This window comes from Pseudomonas sp. BNK-45, assembly GCF_047456255.1.
Taxonomy (GTDB): Bacteria; Pseudomonadota; Gammaproteobacteria; order Pseudomonadales; family Pseudomonadaceae; genus Aquipseudomonas.
The window spans coordinates 1,284,480-1,302,380 of record NZ_CP179909.1 but is presented as its reverse complement, the minus strand read 5'-3'; the positions used below and the strand labels follow the sequence as shown (position 1 = coordinate 1,302,380).

General features: G+C 62.5%; 18 protein-coding genes. 2 read left to right on the top strand and 16 right to left on the bottom strand.

Translation table 11 applies throughout. From position 1 onward, the window contains the following. Positions 1-5 precede the first annotated feature (5 nt). The 8 genes from madL to mdcA form a co-directional block, all read right to left on the bottom strand. A complete protein-coding gene (madL, locus tag ACMGG8_RS06010) occupies positions 6-398 on the bottom strand; it encodes a malonate transporter subunit MadL (protein WP_060841513.1) in 393 nt (130 codons plus the stop codon). Between the two features lie 67 nt (positions 399-465). Next, a complete protein-coding gene (gene mdcH, locus ACMGG8_RS06005) occupies positions 466-1,401 on the bottom strand; it encodes a malonate decarboxylase subunit epsilon (protein ID WP_414159310.1) in 936 nt (311 codons plus the stop codon). Beyond that, entirely contained in the window at positions 1,398-2,024 is a 627-nt protein-coding gene (locus tag ACMGG8_RS06000) for a malonate decarboxylase holo-ACP synthase (RefSeq protein WP_129405930.1), read from the bottom strand. Before ACMGG8_RS06000 ends, mdcH begins: the two co-directional genes overlap by 4 nt. Further along, a complete protein-coding gene (mdcE, locus tag ACMGG8_RS05995) occupies positions 2,021-2,824 on the bottom strand; it encodes a biotin-independent malonate decarboxylase subunit gamma (RefSeq protein WP_414159309.1) in 804 nt (267 codons plus the stop codon). Before mdcE ends, ACMGG8_RS06000 begins: the two co-directional genes overlap by 4 nt. Then, a complete protein-coding gene (locus ACMGG8_RS05990) occupies positions 2,821-3,672 on the bottom strand; it encodes a biotin-independent malonate decarboxylase subunit beta (RefSeq protein ID WP_060841516.1) in 852 nt (283 codons plus the stop codon). Before ACMGG8_RS05990 ends, mdcE begins: the two co-directional genes overlap by 4 nt. Continuing rightward, positions 3,665-3,964, bottom strand: a complete 300-nt coding sequence (locus ACMGG8_RS05985; protein WP_016968739.1) for a malonate decarboxylase subunit delta — start codon at positions 3,962-3,964, stop codon at positions 3,665-3,667. The genes ACMGG8_RS05990 and ACMGG8_RS05985 overlap by 8 nt, the downstream gene beginning before the upstream one ends. Then, positions 3,964-4,839 (bottom strand): triphosphoribosyl-dephospho-CoA synthase, encoded by an 876-nt coding sequence (locus ACMGG8_RS05980; RefSeq protein ID WP_414159308.1) that lies wholly within the window; start codon positions 4,837-4,839, stop codon positions 3,964-3,966. The genes ACMGG8_RS05985 and ACMGG8_RS05980 overlap by 1 nt, the downstream gene beginning before the upstream one ends. Next, positions 4,839-6,515, bottom strand: coding sequence for a malonate decarboxylase subunit alpha (gene mdcA, locus ACMGG8_RS05975; protein WP_060844864.1), 1,677 nt, complete (start codon positions 6,513-6,515; stop codon positions 4,839-4,841). The genes ACMGG8_RS05980 and mdcA overlap by 1 nt, the downstream gene beginning before the upstream one ends. Positions 6,516-6,933: 418 nt before the next feature. On the opposite strand from mdcA, the gene ACMGG8_RS05970 reads away from it, so the two are divergent. Next, positions 6,934-7,194, top strand: coding sequence for a hypothetical protein (locus ACMGG8_RS05970; protein ID WP_060841519.1), 261 nt, complete (start codon positions 6,934-6,936; stop codon positions 7,192-7,194). Between the two features lie 363 nt (positions 7,195-7,557). On the opposite strand, the gene ACMGG8_RS05965 is transcribed toward ACMGG8_RS05970, so the two are convergent. The 8 genes from ACMGG8_RS05965 to ACMGG8_RS05930 all read right to left on the bottom strand — a co-directional run bounded on the left by ACMGG8_RS05965 (position 7,558) and on the right by ACMGG8_RS05930 (position 16,905). Beyond that, complete coding sequence (locus ACMGG8_RS05965) at positions 7,558-8,019, bottom strand: hypothetical protein (RefSeq protein ID WP_414159307.1); 462 nt, start codon at positions 8,017-8,019, stop codon at positions 7,558-7,560. A gap of 46 nt (positions 8,020-8,065) precedes the next feature. Continuing rightward, positions 8,066-8,197 carry a hypothetical protein gene (locus tag ACMGG8_RS05960; protein WP_414159306.1) on the bottom strand — a complete coding sequence of 44 codons (132 nt, stop codon included), beginning with the start codon at positions 8,195-8,197 and terminating at the stop codon, positions 8,066-8,068. Between the two features lie 237 nt (positions 8,198-8,434). Next, positions 8,435-9,280, bottom strand: a complete 846-nt coding sequence (locus tag ACMGG8_RS05955) for a tetratricopeptide repeat protein (RefSeq protein WP_414159305.1) — start codon at positions 9,278-9,280, stop codon at positions 8,435-8,437. 97 nt (positions 9,281-9,377) lie between these two features. Continuing rightward, on the bottom strand, positions 9,378-10,364 hold the full coding sequence (locus ACMGG8_RS05950; protein ID WP_414159304.1) for a tetratricopeptide repeat protein: 987 nt from the start codon (positions 10,362-10,364) through the stop codon (positions 9,378-9,380). Beyond that, positions 10,357-13,293 (bottom strand): hypothetical protein, encoded by a 2,937-nt coding sequence (locus ACMGG8_RS05945; protein WP_414159303.1) that lies wholly within the window; start codon positions 13,291-13,293, stop codon positions 10,357-10,359. Before ACMGG8_RS05945 ends, ACMGG8_RS05950 begins: the two co-directional genes overlap by 8 nt. 94 nt (positions 13,294-13,387) lie before the next feature. Further along, positions 13,388-14,221 carry a DUF4123 domain-containing protein gene (locus ACMGG8_RS05940; protein WP_414159302.1) on the bottom strand — a complete coding sequence of 278 codons (834 nt, stop codon included), beginning with the start codon at positions 14,219-14,221 and terminating at the stop codon, positions 13,388-13,390. Further along, a complete protein-coding gene (tssI, locus tag ACMGG8_RS05935) occupies positions 14,206-16,290 on the bottom strand; it encodes a type VI secretion system tip protein TssI/VgrG (RefSeq protein ID WP_414159301.1) in 2,085 nt (694 codons plus the stop codon). The genes ACMGG8_RS05940 and tssI overlap by 16 nt, the downstream gene beginning before the upstream one ends. A gap of 96 nt (positions 16,291-16,386) precedes the next feature. Further along, positions 16,387-16,905, bottom strand: coding sequence for an Hcp family type VI secretion system effector (locus ACMGG8_RS05930; RefSeq protein WP_047305413.1), 519 nt, complete (start codon positions 16,903-16,905; stop codon positions 16,387-16,389). A 392-nt stretch (positions 16,906-17,297) separates the two neighbouring features. Here ACMGG8_RS05930 and ACMGG8_RS05925 point away from each other — a divergent pair, with 392 nt between their 5' ends. Then, positions 17,298-17,858, top strand: a complete 561-nt coding sequence (locus ACMGG8_RS05925) for an NADAR family protein (RefSeq protein WP_060841524.1) — start codon at positions 17,298-17,300, stop codon at positions 17,856-17,858. The last annotated feature ends 43 nt before the right edge of the window (positions 17,859-17,901 follow it).

The window sequence follows — 17,901 nt, the reverse complement described above, 5'->3', positions numbered from 1 at the left end:
GGCCCTTACCCCACTGTTTTCTGAGCAACGGCCGCATCCGGCGCCTTGTTGCCGATGCGCACCAGCACCGGCACCAGGGCGAAGGCGATCACCACCGCCAGGGTGCCCGCGAGAATCGCCATCGGCCCGCCCTTGAGCGCGCCGTAGACGTTCTGCTGCGCGGCCATGGCCACCACGATGGGGATGTACACCGCGCCCCAGAACTCCACGCCCTGTTCGGACTTGCCGGCGAACAGCCCGCGCTTGTGCAGGTAGCTGCCCAAGCCGATCAACAGCAGCATGGCGATACCGACGCCGCCGACATTGGCCGGCACGCCGATCAATTTGCCCAGCAGCTCACCGATGAAAATACCCACCAGGGTACAAAAGGCCAGAAAGGCCACACCGTAGATAATCATTGTTGTTGTCCTCAAAGTGCATCGTCGAAGTTGTTGTTCTTGTGCTTCGTCAGCCTGAGTCGGTGCTCTATCGGTCGCGGCTTCCCTCCTCACTCAACAGGGCTTGCAGGGTGTCCAGGCGCGCGCCGTCGAAGGCAATCACCGTCCCTTGGGCAAACACCCGGCGGGCCAGCCCGGTCAGTACCGCACCGGGCGGCAATTCGATCTGCAGGCGCACCCCGCGCTCGTAGGCGCCTTGCACGGTGCCGCGCCAATCCACCACCCGGCACATGTTGAACGCCAGGTCGTCGCGCAGCTGCTCCAGCGTGCGCAGCGGTCGGGCCCGACTGCCACTGAGGTAACCCAGCACGGGCATCTGCAGGGGCACCTCGGCAAAGGCCGCGGCCAGGGTCTGGGCCGGTTGCTCCAGCAGCGGGCAATGGGACGGTACGCTGACCGCCAGCCGCTTGGCCACGCCGACTCCGCAACCCCGGGCCAGCTCGGCCACCGCCTGCATCGCCGCATCGCTGCCGGCGATCACCACCTGGCTGTCGGCGTTGATATTGGCCAGGTACACCGGCGTCTGCGGGCTGTGGACCTGGGCCAGCAAATCCTCCACCGCCGCCAGGTCCAGGCAGATCAATGCGGTCATGCCATAGCCCTGCGGATACGCCTGCTGCATCAACTCGCCCCGCAGGCGCACCAGGCGCAAGGCATCGGCAAACTCCAGGGCCCCGGCCACCACCGCCGCCGGATAGGCACCGATGGACAGGCCCGCCACATAGTCCGCCCGGAGCGGCGCTTGCAACAGGGTCCGGGCACTGGCCACGCCGGCGATCAGCAGGCACAACTGCACCGCCCGGGTGCTGGCCAGGGCCTGGGGCGAATCCAGGGTCAGTACGTCTTCCCCCAGGACCTCACTGGCTTCCTGCAGGCAGGCGCGGGTTTGCGGGCTTGGCGGCAGACGCTGGAGCATCCCCGGCTGCTGCGCGCCCTGGCCCGGAAACACCAACAGGCTGCTCATGCCACCTGCTCCAGAAGGCACCAAGGATCACTGACCAAGCGCGCGCCTTCGGCACTCTTGAGCAGCACCCGAGGCGCGGCTCCCGCCCATTCACGCAGCGCCACGGCCCCGGCCGGAACCTGCAGTTGCAGGTCTACCGGGCACTCGGCGCGCTCCAGCAGGGCCAGCAGCTCCCGGGCCTGAGCCCGGGAAAAGGGTTCCGGTGTGCGCAGGATCAGGTCCAGGTCACTGTGCTGATGCAGCGCAGCCACCCCGGAGGCCAGCTCGAAACCGGCACTGCCGCTGACGCCCCAGACCAGGCCCAGGGCATTCAGCTCGCCCCGCAGTTGCTGCAAGGCCTGAAGCGCCGGCAATGAGCGCGTGCCACTCAACTGGCACAGCGCTTCGGGGTACACCCCACGCTGCACCGAGTCCAGTGCCAGCAACGCCGGGTAGCGCTGCTCGCGGGTGCGGCCGCGCAGGCCGACCGCGATCTGCCCCGGCGCCGTCAGCGCCCGCCGCACCACCACCGGCTGCCCCGCCTCCAGCACGGCAAAGGCCCAATCCGGCGCATCGGCGGCCAACTGCGCCGGGGTCATGCCCCACAGCAGGTCGTGGGGCAGCCAGGGGCCGAGGCCGTTCACCATTGTTCCCGCAGCAATTGGCGGACCCGGCTCGACGCCGCCCGGTTCGCCGCCCCCAGCCGGCCGCTCAGGTCGACGCCCTTGGCCCGCACATCGACGATGGCCGCCAGCAGACACTCCTCGACCGCGACCCGATCCTCGGCCGTGGGCTGTTCGATCTGCCGCACCGACAGGCTTTCCCAGAGCAGGCCCAGGCCGGCGTAGCTGTCGATGTCATAGGCCATGGGCGGCACGCTGGCGGCCAGGGCTTCCAGTTCCTCGACGCTGCGCAGGGTGACCCGCGCCGCCGAGGCCTTGCCCATGGCGTGCACCATCACCCCCGGGTCGCGCAGGGCGATCAGGCGGTTGGCCTGATACCCGTGGGCCAGAAAGGCCCCGGACATGGCCTTGCCCACCAGCAGGGCAATCACCGGGTGCCCGGCCAGGCGCGCCCGGGCATAGCTGTCGGCGGCACCGGCCAGGGCCTGATGAATGCCCAAGGCTTCTTCACGCCGGCCATAGGCCTGGCTCGGGACATCGACGATGGCGATCAGCGCCCGCTTGTGGGGCTGGTCGCGGTCGGCATCGATCACCTCATCCACCGCCTTGGCCAGGCCCCAGCCTTCCAGCAGGCCGACCTCGCCCTGGCGGGCACGGGGAAAACGATTCTCCGGGTCGGCCACCACGGCGATAAAACGCACCGGCTGCCCGGCCAGCTCGCCATCGGCCACCCGCAGCGACGGCGGCAGGCCGGTCAGCGGCGCGACGCCGCCACTCAAGGCGTTGAACCAGTTCAGGCCCCGCAACGAACACGCACTCATGAGCGGTCTCCTTGATACAGATCGCGAACCGTCGCCGCATCGATTTGCGGCCCAGTGTCCAGACGAGCCAGACGTTGCAGGTAGTGTTCGGCCTCGCGGCTGCGCTGCCGTTGCGGCAAGCCGAGGGCCAGCAGTTCGCGGACCTGGGCCTGGATCTGCGCCACATCATCCGCCACATACCGGTCCACCAGGCCACTGGCGAAACGCTGCTCGCCGCCGGTCAGGCTCCAGATGAACGGCCGGTCCCGGGAGTCGTATTCCTCAAGCCCGGCCTCCTGTTCGATCACCTGCGGGCCGTTGAGCCCCAGGCGCGCTTCCTGGGTGACCAGCAGATAACTGCACAGCCCGGCGGCAATCGACATGCCGCCAAAGCAGCCGACGCTGCCGGCCACCACGCCGATCACCGGCTGGTACTGGCGCAGGTCGACAATCGCCGCATGGATGTCGGCAATCGCCGCCAGCCCCAGGTTGGCTTCCTGCAAGCGCACGCCACCGGTTTCCAGCAGCAGCACGGCGCGGGTCGGGGTGCCGTTGCGGTTGTCCTCGGCGGCCAGTTCCAGGGCCCCGGCGATCTTCGCCCCGCCCACTTCACCCAGGCTGCCGCCCTGGAAGGCACCTTCGATGGCGGCCACCACCACCGGCAGGCCATCGATGCTGCCCTTGGCGATCACCACCCCGTCATCGGCCTGGGGCACCACGCCCTGGCGCGCCAGCCACGGCGACATGACCCGCTGGAACGGGTCCAGCAACTCACGGAAACTGCCGGCATCCAGCAAGGCCCGAGCGCGCTGCCGAGCACCCAGCTCGACGAAGCTGTGCTTGTTCAATAAACGTGCGCTGTCAGTCATGGCCGATCTCCTCGAAGCCCTGTTCCAGGCGCAGGCGCACCACCCCCGGGGTGGCGCCGAAATCATGGATATCGATCAGCAGCGCCGGCGGCGTCTGGCCGTCGAACATGCGCTCGAACAGGTGCTGCCAGCGCGCGGCGCTGCCATTGACCGAGGTCTGCACCTGGATGGTCAGTTTGCCGGGCTGCCCCGGCTCCAGCAGCACTTCCAGGTCGCCGGAGCCGACACAGCCCACCAGGGCGCGGCCACGACCGGGCTGGCCGGCGGGAAATTCAAAGGACAAGGTTTCCATCAGTTCGCTCCCGGGTGAAAGGCGTCGGCGGATTCGATCCGGTCCAGCAGCAGGCTGGCCGCCAGCAAGTCGGCGGCACCGCCGGGCGAGGCATTCAAGGTCAACAGTTGCAGGTCCAGTTCGTGCAGGCGGCGGCGCCCGGCGAGGCTGGCGCTGCCACCGGCATCGAGCACCGCCTGGGCGCCCTGTTGCATGGCCTGCAGGCCTTGTTCACCGGCGCGGTAGAGCACGCAGGTGTCGGCCAGCTGGCTCATGATCGCCAGCAAGGCATCGAGTCGGGCGTTCTGTTCGCCATGGCCCTGGGCACGGCTGCGCTTGAGCTGCGGCAACCCCCATTGCAGCACCGCGGGAAAGCCCTGCTGGGCTTCTTCCCGAGCGCCACGCACGCCGTAACGCAGCGCCACCTGGGCGCCGTGGCTCAGGGGCCGTGGGGCATAGCGATCCTCCAGCAAGGCCAGGCGCGCGGCCCGCAGCGCGACACTGCCGGCACGGGTGGATCGCGGCTCCAGCGCGGCGGCGGCCACCAGCAGGCCCAGGGCCCAGATCGCCCCACGGTGAGTGTTCACCCCGCCGGTGGTGGTCAGCATGGCTCGCTCGCCTTCACGACCGATGCGCCCCAGGGCTTCGCGCAGGGGCAGGCCGACGGCGCCGAATGCCAGCGCCGCCTCGGCCATTTCCTTGAACGCCGGCCACAGGGCCAGGGCCGAAGCGTGCATCAGGCCCAGGTGCAGGTCGCTGTGGGCGCCATTGCCACGGCGGTCCACCAGGGCCGGCTTGGGCGACAGGTCGGCCTCGTCGATCAGCGCGTCCACCGCCAGGTCCGCCAGGCGCTCGGCCAGGCTCAGGGGTTGTGATTGCAGGTTGAGTGCGTGCATTACCAGCTCCTGAACTTGGCGGGTGGGTTGTACAAGCCACCGGACCACTGCACCAGATCGGCGACGCTTTTCGCCGCCAGCAGCTCGCGGCTGGCATCGGTGCGGCGGATGCCCAGGTCTTCCGGCAAGGCGATCAGGCCTTCACGGCGCATGCGCGCGGTGTCCTTGGGGTTGTGCCGCAGGCCGATGGCGGTCACCCCAGCCACGGCGGCAATCATCGCCTGACGCTCTTCCAGGGAGCGGGCCTTGTACAGGTAGGCGATGCCCTCCTCGGTCAGCAGGTGGGTGACGTCGTCGCCGTAGATCATGATCGGCGCCAGGGGCATGCCGCTCTTGCGCGCCACGTCCACCGCGTCCAGGGTCTCGACGAAGGTCGGTTTGCCGCCTTCCTGGAAGGTTTCCACCATCTGCACCACCAGCTTCTTGCCGCGTTCGAGCATGGCCTGGGGCGCATCGCTTTGATCCTGGCGCATATCCAGCCAGGCCGGAGTGCCGTGGCGCCGCCCGCGCGGGTCGTGGCCCATGTTCGGCGCACCACCGAAACCGGCCAGGCGGCCGCGGGTCACGGTGGAAGAATGACCGTCGCCATCCACCTGCAAGGTGGCGCCGATAAACAGATCCACCGCGTACTGCCCTGCCAGTTGGCAGAACATCCGGTTGGAACGCAGCGAGCCATCGCGGCCGGTGAAGAACACGTCCGGGCGCGCGGCGATGTAGTTCTCCATGCCCAATTCGGTGCCGAAGCAATGCACGCTGTCCACCCAGCCGCTTTCGATGGCGGGGATCAGGGTCGGGTGGGGATTGAGGGTCCAGTTGCGGCAGATCTTGCCCTTGAGCCCCAGGGATTCGCCGTAGGTGGGCAGGATCAGCTCGATGGCCGCAGTGTTGAAACCGATGCCGTGGTTCAGCGACTGTACGTTGTGTTTTTCGTAGATGCCGCGAATCGCCATCATCGCCATCAGCACGTGCACCGGCTTGATGTGGCGCGGGTCACGGGTGAACAGCGGCTCGATGTAGAACGGCTTGTCGGCCACCACCACGAAATCCACCCAGGACGCGGGAATGTCGACCCGGGGCAGCTCGCTGACGTCGTCCACCAACTGGTTGACCTGGACGATGACAATGCCGTCGCTGAAGGCCGCCGGCTCGATCAGCGCCGGGGTGTCCTCGGTACTGGGGCCGGTGTAGATGTTGCCGGCGCGGTCGGCCATGAAGCCGGCGGACAGCACCACATTGGGGATCAGGTCCACCACCAGCCGCGCATAGAGCTCGATGTAGGTGTGGATGGCGCCGATTTCCAGCAGCCCGTCTTCCAGCAACTGGCTGATGCGCAGGCTCTGGGTGCCGGCGAAGGAGAAGTCCAGCTTGCGGGCGATGCCGCGCTCGAACAGGTCCAGGTGCTCGGAGCGGCCGACGCTGGGCATGATCATGTGCAGGTCATGCAGCTTGGCCGGGTCGGCCTTGGCCAGGGAGCGGGAGAGAAAGTCCGCCTGTTTCTGGTTGTTGCCCTCCAGCACCACCCGGTCGCCGGGCAGGATCAGAGCCTCCAGCGCCGCGACGATCTTGTCGGTCGGCAACACCACGCCATCGGCGATGGCGCGCACCTGCTCGAGGCGCCGCTGCTTTTCGCTGCGCCGCCGCGACCAGCGCGCGTCGGGGGAAATTATTGTTGTCATGCTCACTCCACGGGTTCGCTGTCGTGGCAGTCACCTTAGGAGTGAAAACGGGGGGCATCAATCAAGCGCGGCGTTGGATCGTTACGCTGAGGGTAATGATTGAATCGAAGGCCGGCTGTAGGTAATGGCAACACATTGGCGGTTGTTGCAGCGCAGGGGAACCGCATAGTTGCCCGGTCGCCGATGCATCGGCGGCCGATCTTAGCCGGTCGAGCCTGTTCACGGACCCACAAGCGCTTGCCTATAATGCCGGCGCTTTTTGCCGCCTGGCATTTTGCTATGGCGGCTGTGCGCGGGACACCTTCGGGTGTGCCGGAGGTTCCGTGAATTCCTCTGGTCGGCTAACCCGCGTGCAGCTGCCACCCTCTTTGTTTAGCCGCAAAAGGTAGTAGCTCCTCAAAAAACACGGAGGTGCGCTATGTCTGATTTCATCCCGCTACACAGCAATCTCACCCCTACCCCAGTGTTCCACCTCGACCGCGACGCCCCGGCAGCGGACTTGCACGGCGGCGCGGTGCAACGCATCAAGGCCTCGCGCGACCTGCTGCACAGCCTCAACTGCCTGAGCCTCAAAGGCGTCGACGAGCGTGATCTGAACCACTTCGTCAACGCCGCCCACCTGCTGCTGCAAGACGGCTGCGATGCCCTGGACGCCTTGCAGTGGCGGCTGGAAGCGTAAAGACCTCGGTCAAACCTGCCCGGTTGGCCTCTTTGGGGGTCAACCGGCGGTCTGGTCTTGGCACCGACGAGGCCCCATCCAGGTGCCATACAGCTTCTTGGAGAAGGCCTGAGCGAGGCGCGCACTGTTGTCGACGTTCATAGACCGTTTGTGCGCCTACTGCCCTGCGCTTTGGCCACCACTTTTGAGGCGTCACCGCGAGCAAGCCGCAACAAGGTCTGCACCCTATCGCCACTACGCCAATCTTTGCCCTTTGAATGGTCTCTTCCAGCTTGCGGATCTCTTTCTCGGCCAACGATAAGGGATTGTGCTTCATAGACAAGAAACTTAATCATCGGTATTTATACGGGCTTAAACAGTCACTTAACTTGTTGATGAACGCTTATTGATTCGGGCTCTTATTAACAAAATAAATTCATCGGAGAATTCCATATTGCACAGCAGAAAACGTTGATTCTTCTCTTTTAACTCAATGATTAGCGAACTGAAAAATGGGTTTCGCCGAACTAGCACTTCGCGAAGATCTTTGTTTTCAATAAAGTCTTGACGTTCATAGCCAACACGCGCGTCACACACAAACAGCCCTTCTGGAACAACTGTAATGCTTACACCATGATCGCGTTTCGCAAAACTCGATATTGAGAGCAACACCAAGCTTATTAACACCGAAATCCAGAATGGTCGCCCCTCCAAGTAGCTGGAAAACTGAAACGGAAGAGGAATCGGGAAAAATATAATTGCAAGAATTAAAGCGGTTACTCCACAGCTAAAACAAGCCAACATCATCATTGAATAGCCAACTTTGGCGTTCCATACAGCCTTCATTAGAGCTCCTTAGTTATATGCAGTTTAACGATAGGGGTTGGGAGTCTTACCAGTCACTTTGCTGGTACAGCACCAGGCCTTTATCGCGAGCGGCTTGTTGCTGCGCCGTTAGTTGGGCCATGGCGGTGGTGGAAATCAGCAGGGCGCATAGCGCACCGATAAGAGTGCGCTTAATCATGCTTTGTCCTTTTATAGACAGGTGTTATTCAACGTTTAATAACGCGCTATATAGTTCCAATACCTTGACCGCCGTTCCGGCTCACTTAAGTAAACGGTCAATATCCGTAAACAGGCACAAAATAAGAAAGCGGAGGGTGTGCCTTCTCCCACTCCTCTGCAAAAGCCACTCCTTGTTTGATTTCATCAGAAGTTAATTGTGCAGATATTTCTCCCAGGACTTTTTTACTAAAATCGGCTATCCCTGCGCCGCCTCCCGCCCCCCACCTTCAAACTTTGACATTAAGTAGGTAAGCCCGTACCCCTCAATTAAGTTGAGCGGGCAATCAAGTTCATTCGGCAGATGAGCCAGGTTGCTAGCGTAGGTGCTTACTGAGCCTATATGCCCGCCTTCAGCACCTTTTTTTACCCAATAGCCAATCTCTTCTTTGCTGCCGCCATTTTCATATAAGTAGTTGGCATAAGAAAACATCCCCAACGGATAGCCGCCCTCTGCCGAAGCCTTAAACCATTTTTTAACCGCCTTTTGGCGATTACCCGGAATGAAAAACCAGCCAGCACCGTCCTCATAGGCGCCAGCCAATAATTTCTGCGCATAACTGTCTCCAGCCTCGGCAGCCTTTTCCAGCCATCCCAGGCCTTGGCTGGCGGTGTACAGCACAGTCATGGCCTCGGTGTCGCCCTGTTCAGCGCGCTCATGGGCTAGTTTCAAGGCGGTTTTCCGCCACTCTGGGCCGGCTTTGCCAGTGCAGGTGCCCATTTGATGGCACAGGTCACTGCTGTTGCTCAAGCGCAGCATTGCGTAGAGGTCGCCCTGCTCGGCGGCGGCCTCATACCATTTCCTTGCTTCGACAGTGGTGTAGCGTTTGCTAAGGCAAATCGCTTCGGCCAGGTAATACTGCGCGGTACGGTCGCCAGCGACAGCGGCCACTTGCAGCAGAGGTTGTGAGTCGTACCAGTCACTTTGCTGGTACAGCACCAGGCCTTTATCTCGAGCGGCTTGCTGCGACTCGGTTAGCTGAGCAGCAGCGCACGTGGAAAATAACAAACCGCATAGTGCGCCGATAAGAGTCTGTTTAATCATGCATTGTACTTTTATAGACAGGCGTCATTTAACGTTCGATAACGCGTCGTACAGCTCCAATATATTGACTATTACTCCGACTCACTTAAGTAAAAGGTCAATATCCGTAGATAGGCACAAAGTAAGAAAGTGGAGGATGTGTCCTCTCCCACTCTTCTGCAAAAGCCACGCCTTGTTTTATTTCATCAGGCGTCATCTTTGCGGCTATTTTTACAAGGCTTTCTTTGCCAAAATCGGCCACCCCTGCTCCGCCTCCCGCCCCCCCGCCTTCAAACTTTGATATCAAATAAGTAAGCCCGTAACCTTTTATTAAGTCCAGAGGATAACCATGCCTATCTGGAAGATGTGCAACATTTAGAGCATAGGTACTTACTGCATCAATATAACCAGCTTCGGCAGCTTTTTTTAGCCAATATCCGACTTCAGACTTACTTTCATTATTTTCATATAAATAGTTGGCGTACATCCCCATTCCCAATGGATAACCGCCCTCCGCTGAAGCCTTAAACCATTTTTTAACCGCCTTTTGGCGATTGCCCGGAATTAAAAACCAGCCAGCGCCACTTTTATAGCGACCGGCTAGTAACCACTGGGCATAACTATCTCCAGCCTCGGCAGCCTTTTCCAGCCATCCCAGGCCTTGGCTGGCGGTGTACAGCACAGTCATGGCCTCGGTGTCACCCCGCTCGGCGCGCTCATGGGCTAGTTTCAAGGCAGTTTTCCGCCACTCTGGGCCGGCTTTGCCAGTGCAGGTGCCCATCTGGTGGCACAAGTCACTGCTGTTGCTCAAGCGCAGCATTGCGTAGAGGTCGCCCTGCTCAGCGGCGGCCTCATACCATTTCCTTGCTTCGACAGTGGTGTAGCTGCTGCTAAGGCGAATCGCTTCGGCCAGGTAATACTGCGCGGTACGGTCGCCAGCGACAGCGGCCACTTGCAGCAGGGGTTGGGAGTCGTACCAGTCACTTTGCTGGTACAGCACCAGGCCTTTATCGCGAGCGGCTTGTTGCGACTCGGTTAGCTGAGCAGCGGCGCACGTGGAAAATAACAAACCGCATAGTGCGCCGATAAGAGTGTGCTTAATCAATGTTCGGCCCCTCATAACGAATCTTGATGGCTTGAACCGGCGCAAAGGCCGGCCCTTTATAAACGCGGTCGGAGATGCAGTAATCATCTAGTCGCCGCCCTAGGTTGGCAGCACACTCACGGTATTGGGCCCGCATAGTGTTATTGGCCTCATAGAGCACCAAAACTCGCTCAGCCATAAACAAGTCAAGCCGCAGCCTATTTTCACAGTAGGCCAGCCCTGCCTGCTCCGGGCGTACACCCTCGCGGTTCATGCAGATAAGCGCATCCTCGAATTGACGTTGCGCGTCCGGCTTGCGTGAGATCCAGATCAGGCATTGGTGAATGGCCTGTTGCTGCAGCAGCCAAGCTCGATCTTCATCAAAATGTTCGGGGTCCTTGCCTTCCTCTTTGATGGTGAATACCCGCGGGGTGCTGATCAGCGCCATCAGCAGCGGGCCGAACGCCTGGGGCGGTAGGTTCAGCACCCAGTCATGCATGACTTTCTGGTTTTTGCCCCGCTTCAAGGTGTAGGCGATCTGCCCGCCGCGGCCGCCGTCGGTCAGGGCCTGATAGAGGGCCTTGATCGTCATGTAACCGCGCAGGTAGAGAAACCCCACGTCAATATTGAGGGCGCCCAGAAATCCCAGCTGCTTGACCAACTGCAAGGCGTCGCTGTCGATCCACTCCAGGTTTTTGTAGTGGTTCCTGGCCATTTCCCGGCACACCAACTCCAGCAGTTGGCCCACGCATTCGTAGCCAATCTCGAACGACATATAGCCTTTGAGGCCCACGCCCCAGATCAGCGAGCGTTGGATGGAGAAGATGAAGCGGCCCTTATGCAGTTGCAGTTTCAGCTCGCCCGAGAGGCCGGCGCCCACACCCGCCGCCACTTCAATGTCGAGCTTGGCCAAGGGCAGCCAGGGGTTGTTCGGGCTGCGGTGGGGGACCGGAGCCGGGGGCAGCACGCTGGCCGGTGGGTACCAGTAGAGTTGGCCGCTGAGCTTGCAGCCGGCTTGCGCCCCGACGAACAGATTGAACTTGCCCAGCTCGCCTTTCTTCTCGGCGATGTCCAGCCCAGCGATGCTGGTGTAACCGGTTGCCTGGTCCAGGGTCAGGTCGCGGGCCAGCAGCAGACTGGCACCGGTAAACCCCCAGGCCTTGGCGCTCAGGTTAAGCGATAGCCGGCCTAAATCCAGGGTTCGACGGCTGCCGTCGTAAGCGATGTAGCTGGGCGTCAGGGGCAGGGCGTTGCTGCGTTTGGGCAGTTCGACATTGAACAGGCTGACCTCACCGCGCCACAGGGCGACATCCAGGGTCAATTGGGCGTTGAGAACCTGTGCGCCCTTGCCCTTTTTCCATTGCGGCCCCTGCACCTTGAACGCGGTTTGCTGCATGCGGTCTGCCGGCAGCAGGCAACGTATCAGCTGTGCCTGGGTGCTGTTGTCGAACAACATCATGTTGCGCAGTTGTCGATCCTCGAAAACCATGGCCTTGAGGGTGGCTCCCCAGCGCTGGCGTTTATCCTGCGCTTGCAGGCTTTCAACCTGAAAGCCACTGGCCTCTAGGGCGGCAAAGAACTGCTCGGGCACAAACAGGCCATTGTCGTCGAACCAGGGGCCTTTTTCGTCTAGCGGATGCGCGCCCTCCTGCTGCAGCCAGGCGCTGAACACCTGATCATCGTCCGCTTGCTTGGCAATCGACTGCGGCAACACCTTAAGGCCGCCGGACGCTGCGCCGAGTACGTCCATGCCCAGCTTGGCGAAGTTCTTGAGGCTGATGTGATTCAACACATCCAAGGCATCTGCGCTGCTGAATTCGCGCAGAGGAATGTCCATCTTGACCAGGCGCTCGATGGGTTGGGGGCTATAGCTTTGCGGGTCCCAGAGAAACAGGCGCGGTGGCAGCGAATCTCGCACCCGCGCCTCAGCGGCGTCTTTGATCTGTTGCGCCTCTTCGTTCAAGCGACGCCACTGGTCTTGCAGTTCAGTAAAAACCTCCCCGGGCGGCGCGGCGTTACCGGCTGTGGCCGACACCCAGTGCGCGTAGCGCTCCTCTATACGCACTTCGAGGGCGCGGCGCTGGGCCAAGAGTTTGCCGTAGGCCTGGAAGTCTTCGCTGCCTTGGTTTTGATCATCCGGGCTGAGGGCAAACTCGGGAACGGCGATGCCGCACTCGGCGAGGTTGACAATGGCATCCAGGTAACCGCGCATTGGCGCTTCAAGGTTGAGGATATTGATCCGGACGCCGCGCAGCGCCCTCTCATCGATAACGCCGCTGCTGACGAGTGTTTCGTGCAGCTTCTTGTAGTCTCGCAGGTGCTCCCAGTACGTCGCGATGTTGCGGCCGCCGGGATCGAACAGGGTGAAACCGCGCTCGACCGCCTTGCGTTGCTCGGCGATATAGACATCCACCGCGTCACGGGCCTCCAAGGCACGCGGGGTGTAGAACACGCCGTTCTCACGTTTGTAGCCGAGGGCCTCTGCACGGCGATAGCCAATCTCATCCAGCTCGGCAATGTTCTGTTGATGCTTTATGACCCGACGCTGGCTACGGAACAGCGCGCGCTCGGCCTGCATGGCTGCCGTGCTGTCACCCTTGGCCTTGGCGATCTCCCAATCGCTGCGGTACTGGGCTTGTTTGTCCGGTTCTTCGAGGAGCGTGGCTTTGCTGTGTTCATATCGGTGGCGTTCGCCGGTATCGCTTTCGCTGACGTCGAGAAAAGCCTCAGGGCCAGGGGTGATGAAATAGTCCAGCAAGCCGGAGTCGGCAATGCTGCTCATGCGCGCCGCTCTGTCGCTATCAACGGTCTGTTGGCGCAGGAGGAGGATGTTCTCCTGCAACTGATCCTTGACCCGCTTGGGCAATAACCAGAATCGACGCTGGCCGGTGACATAGATGATGTCATGGTAGTTTTTGCTGCAACCGGGCTGGGTGTCCCGGCAGTTCACCTCAGGGTCTACGGCTGCGCTCGGCCCATCAGCCGGGAGCTGTATCGGGAAGTCCGAGTCAGTATTCACTTGCGCTTCAGACGTACCTGTCATGTCAGATTTCCAATCGCTGTATTTTTTCGAATGCCGGTAATTCGCTGCGCAGCACCTCCATCAGGCGAGGATGTTCCCGGAGCGAGCGTTGGCTCAGATGGGGTAGCAAAGGGCCCAGGTGTCGTCCTTCATCAACCCCGTGTTCCACAAGCAGGCGCAGGTTAGCCAGCACTCGCGGCAGTTGTTCGTCGGCCAGGCTGCCTGCCGTTTCGGCTTGATAGGCACGCACCCAATACCACCAGCGGATTTCATCCGCAGCGGGCAGGGTGCTGTCAGGCAAGCGCAGTGGGTAGCCCACATCATGGGAAACCTCACTGACGACCTCAGCCTGCTCCCAGACGCGCCACATCCGGTCGTCAGGATGCGCCGGTGGGGTGTAGACGCTATGCCAGGGGCCAAAGAGGAATGGGCTGGCGGTCGTCAGCGCCAACGCACTCCAAAATGCCGGATCGTAAAATCGCGCCAGGGCCGCACCGTGAGTTGGGCTATGCATCTGCAGCAAGCGGCGGGCGTGCTGCAGTGCCTTGGACGGGTCAGTGCTGGAGGTCAACAGGACGCCGGAGCGGCGGGCCTGGCAGAGCCTCGCGACCTCCGATAGCGCCGGGCTTTGCACGTCTACGTGCAACCAAAGCGGGCTCACCTGATTAAGCTCGGCAAACGCAGTGCCTTGAAAAACCTGTTCGATATGCGACACGCCAGTCAGTTGATAGAGCTGCTCCAGAACACGAGGTTGTCGCACGTTGTCGATGAGGCAATACACCTGGCGCTTACCCGCATGGCTCCAGGGTTCCGCAGTTACCGGTCGTTTAAGGAACTCACTCAACCACGTAGACATGTGCAATCCTCGCGTTTGCAAACACCGTTGGTTTGCAGGCCACAGGTCGGTATCAATGGCAGCCCCTGCCGGCTTTTGCGCAGAAACGGATTGAGCAGCGCAGATGCCGGCAGACTTCCCGGCTTATCCCTATCCGCCACCCGCAACGGCCCCGGCAACAACGGCGCCGCGCCAGTGCCACTGCCCGGGCTGCCGCCGGAGTTGTTATTGACCAGGGCGCCGCTGAGGGCCACGCCGCCGGCGTCGATCCTGATCCAGCTACCGCCGCCCTTGAGGGTCAGTTCGCTGCCGGCTTCGAGCACCACTTTCAGGCCACTGGCGAGGTGGATTTCCTGGCCGGCCTCGATGAACAGGCCGTTGCCCAGTTGCAGGTGCTGGCTGCCGGCGATGCTCAGGTGATCACTGGCGCGGGCTTCGACTTTGCGCTCGCCATGCACGGTGTGGTGTTCTTCGGCCTTGAGTTCGCTGTAGCTGTTGGCCTCCACCGTGTCGTGGCGCTGGTGGCCGACGCGGATTTTCTGGTCGTGCTGGACCTGCTGGTCCCAGTCGCGCTGGGCGTGGATGAAGATCTGCTCGGCGCCTTGTTTGTCTTCGATGCGCAGTTCGTTGAAGCCGCCGCCGTCGGGGCTGCTCAAGGTCTTGAAGGTGCTGCGGGTCTTGTGCGCCGGCAGCGGATAGGGGACGACGTTTTCCTTGTGGTACAGGCAGCCGGTGATCAGGGGCTGGTCGGGGTCGCCTTCGAGGAAGGTCACCAGCACTTCCATGCCCACCCGGGGGACGGCGATGGCGCCGTACCAGGCGCCGGCCCAGGCCGAGGACACCCGCAGCCAGCAGCTGCTCTTGTCGTTGCCCTGGCCCTCGCGGTCCCAGTGAAACTGCACCTTGACCCGGCCGTGGGCGTCGGTGTGGATGTCCTCGTCCTGAGGGCCGGTGACCTTGGCGGTCTGGCTGCCGAGAATCCGCGGCTTGGGGTGTTCCAGGGGCGGGCGATGGGGCACTTCCCAGGGGGTGGCGGTGAAGCGGTTGCGGTAGCCCTGGTGAAAGCCTGTTCCGGCCCGGGTGTCGCTGGTGATGGACTCTTCCAGCACCTGCGGCTGTTTGCCTTCGTGGAGGACTTCGGTCAGCAGCCACAGGTCGTTCCAGGCCGGGTGGGGGTGCCCGCTCAGGGGCAGGAAATGCCCGCTGCGCAGGCTTGGCTGGTCGCTGTGGCCGCTGGCCTGGCGGTAGTCGCTGCGGTGCCGTTCCAGGGCGCGCCTGGCCAGATGCTTGCCGCGCTCGCGGTCGGTGAAGCGTCCGGGGTAGGCGTAGTCTTCAAGGTCCGGCTCGGCTTTTGGCTCTTGCGATTTGGCCGCTCCCTGCATCTGCAGGCGCGGTTTTTCGAAGTCGTAGTCGCGGCGCGTGGTGCGGCTGGGGCGCGCCTCCAAGCGCAGCTCGAAACGCTTGATCACCGGCTCGCTGGCCACCAGGCCGGAGTCTTGCCGGTAGGCCACCGGGGCCAGTTTGCGGAACACCGTCTGGTCTTCGCCGAACACCAGTCGATGCCCGTCGCGGCTGTGCTGAAAGTGGTAGTGCAGGCCCTCTTCCTCGCACAGGCGCTGGATGAAGCGCAGGTCCGATTCGTCGTACTGCACGCAGTACTCGCGCTCCGGGTAGGGGCCGGCGAGGTGGAAGTGGTAGTCGTTGCCGAGGATGCCGTGTTCCTCCAGCACCCGGGCGATGATCTGCGGCACGCTCAGGTGCTGGAAGATCCGTTGGTTGATGCGCTGGCCCAGATAGGCCAGGCGTGGGCCGAGGGTGATCTGGTAGTGGCTCAGGCGACGACCGCGGTCGCCTTGGGCGATGCGCTGGATCTGCCCGTGAATGCCGCTGCCATCAGCCGCCAGTTGCAGGAAGGCCGGGGTGTGCAGCAGCGCGTCCAGGTCCAGGTTGGAGCGTTCGCTGACCAGCTCCAGGTCGAAGGCAAAGGGCCGGCTGATGCGCTCCCGGCCCTGCAGGCCGAGCACTTGAAAGTCGTGGGGGCGACCCTCCAGGGTCAGGCTGAAATGCGTCTGGTCGGCGGCGGCGAACATTCCCTGTGCCTCGATGCGGGCAGTGCAACTGCTGGATGAATATGGGCCCGGACCAGCGAGGCTGGCCAGGGCGCGGTAAGGGTCGAGCGGCCTTCCTTAGCCGGTGACCGGGGTCCGCCAGTCATCGGAGCCGGAAGTGCCGGAGACTTCGTGGGTCCAGGTGATCTTGCGGTAGGTGAAGTGCACGTCTTCCAGGTGGGTGAAGTGGGCATTGCCCGGGTCCTGGCAGTTGTGCATGTAGTCCTTGATGTCGACGATGATCGCGTCCTCAAGGGTGGTGGTGTAGTAGTGCTCCTGGGTGCCGGCGGCGGAGGTGCGGTACCACTGGATGACGATCTCGGTCAGGCGCTCGCCCGAGGTCAGCGCCGCCAGCAGCAGCGGCGAAGCCTTGTCGAAGACCTTGGTGATGATCACCGGCTTGTGCACCCGCTGGCCGGTGGGCTGGCCGGACTGCGGATCGCGGGGAATGATCACTTCGTGCTGAAAGCCCTGGACCATGACCTGGTCTTCATGACCTTCCTGGTAGGTGTTACCCACGGAATCGGCGGTAAAGGCCCCGGCGGTGATCAGCCCCTGTTTGGTGCCGGTGACCGACATATACGCTGGCGTTGCCATGCATGCTCTCCTTGCAAATCACTAAAGAAACCCCGGCCGGATGACCGTGGGCTGCCGGAGTGATTACAAGGTCTGTGCCAGCAACTGATTAGTTGTTTTGAATCAGTGAGTTACTGATTTATTGGCGGTGTTTGGCGGACTTTTTCGAGGAAATACCGGGAAAAGTGCGCAACATGTTGCGCAGTGCTGTGCAAGATCTTGCGCACCTTGAGGCAGGCCATGCGGCAAGGCCATTACCGCGATCTGTGCACAGGCTTACCCACAGATGGCTGCGCAAGATGTTGCGCAGTTGCAAGATTATCCACAGGGTTGGCATCCGGCCGCCCTCTGGGGCCACAATGCGCGCCGGACCGGCCAGTCAATGGCCTGAGCAGACAATGATGAGAGTCAGCATGGACACACCGATTCGCTCGAACCAGACACTGCTGGAACAGATCAAGCATGGCCTTGAGCCCGACTACCTGATGTTCTGGGGCCACCAGCCGACCCGCGACGGGCGCCTCTCCCCGAGCTGCTTCAGCCAGTGGTTCGCCGCCGGCCTGGAACTTGAGGGCATTCACTACCCCAGCGCCGAGCACTTCATGATGGCCGGCAAGGCCCTGCTGTTCGATGACCGGGAAACCCACGGGCGGATCCTCAAGGCGACCACCCCGGCGGACGTCAAACAGCTGGGCCGCGAAGTGCGCGGCTTCGATGACGCCCGTTGGTCCGAGGCGCGTTTCGAGATCGTGGTGCAAGGCAACCTGGCCAAGTTCAGCCAGCACCCGGCCCTGGGCGACTACCTGCTGTCCACCCGCGATCAGGTGCTGGTGGAAGCCAGCCCGGTGGATCGGATCTGGGGCATTGGCCTGGCGGCGGACGATGCCAAGGCCAGCCGGCCGGAGCAGTGGCGCGGCCTGAACCTGCTGGGGTATGCCTTGATGGAGGTGCGGGACAGGTTGCGGGGGGCCTGAGGCGCAGCTTTCGCCGGCACGCCAGGGTCTAGCGACGCGCGCG

Coding starts and splice junctions, on each gene's coding strand:
- mdcA (WP_060844864.1), bottom strand. CDS start 6,515: ATGACAACAATAATTTCCCCCGACGCGCGCTGGTCGCGGCGGCGCAGC.
- ACMGG8_RS05980 (WP_414159308.1), bottom strand. CDS start 4,839: ATGCACGCACTCAACCTGCAATCACAACCCCTGAGCCTGGCCGAGCGC.
- ACMGG8_RS05990 (WP_060841516.1), bottom strand. CDS start 3,672: ATGACTGACAGCGCACGTTTATTGAACAAGCACAGCTTCGTCGAGCTG.
- ACMGG8_RS05930 (WP_047305413.1), bottom strand. CDS start 16,905: ATGGCAACGCCAGCGTATATGTCGGTCACCGGCACCAAACAGGGGCTG.
- ACMGG8_RS05970 (WP_060841519.1), top strand. CDS start 6,934: ATGTCTGATTTCATCCCGCTACACAGCAATCTCACCCCTACCCCAGTG.
- mdcH (WP_414159310.1), bottom strand. CDS start 1,401: ATGAGCAGCCTGTTGGTGTTTCCGGGCCAGGGCGCGCAGCAGCCGGGG.
- ACMGG8_RS05940 (WP_414159302.1), bottom strand. CDS start 14,221: ATGTCTACGTGGTTGAGTGAGTTCCTTAAACGACCGGTAACTGCGGAA.
- ACMGG8_RS05985 (WP_016968739.1), bottom strand. CDS start 3,964: ATGGAAACCTTGTCCTTTGAATTTCCCGCCGGCCAGCCCGGTCGTGGC.
- madL (WP_060841513.1), bottom strand. CDS start 398: ATGATTATCTACGGTGTGGCCTTTCTGGCCTTTTGTACCCTGGTGGGT.
- ACMGG8_RS05965 (WP_414159307.1), bottom strand. CDS start 8,019: ATGAAGGCTGTATGGAACGCCAAAGTTGGCTATTCAATGATGATGTTG.
- ACMGG8_RS05955 (WP_414159305.1), bottom strand. CDS start 9,280: ATGATTAAACAGACTCTTATCGGCGCACTATGCGGTTTGTTATTTTCC.
- tssI (WP_414159301.1), bottom strand. CDS start 16,290: ATGTTCGCCGCCGCCGACCAGACGCATTTCAGCCTGACCCTGGAGGGT.
- ACMGG8_RS05925 (WP_060841524.1), top strand. CDS start 17,298: ATGGACACACCGATTCGCTCGAACCAGACACTGCTGGAACAGATCAAG.
- mdcE (WP_414159309.1), bottom strand. CDS start 2,824: ATGAGTGCGTGTTCGTTGCGGGGCCTGAACTGGTTCAACGCCTTGAGT.
- ACMGG8_RS05960 (WP_414159306.1), bottom strand. CDS start 8,197: ATGATTAAGCGCACTCTTATCGGTGCGCTATGCGCCCTGCTGATTTCC.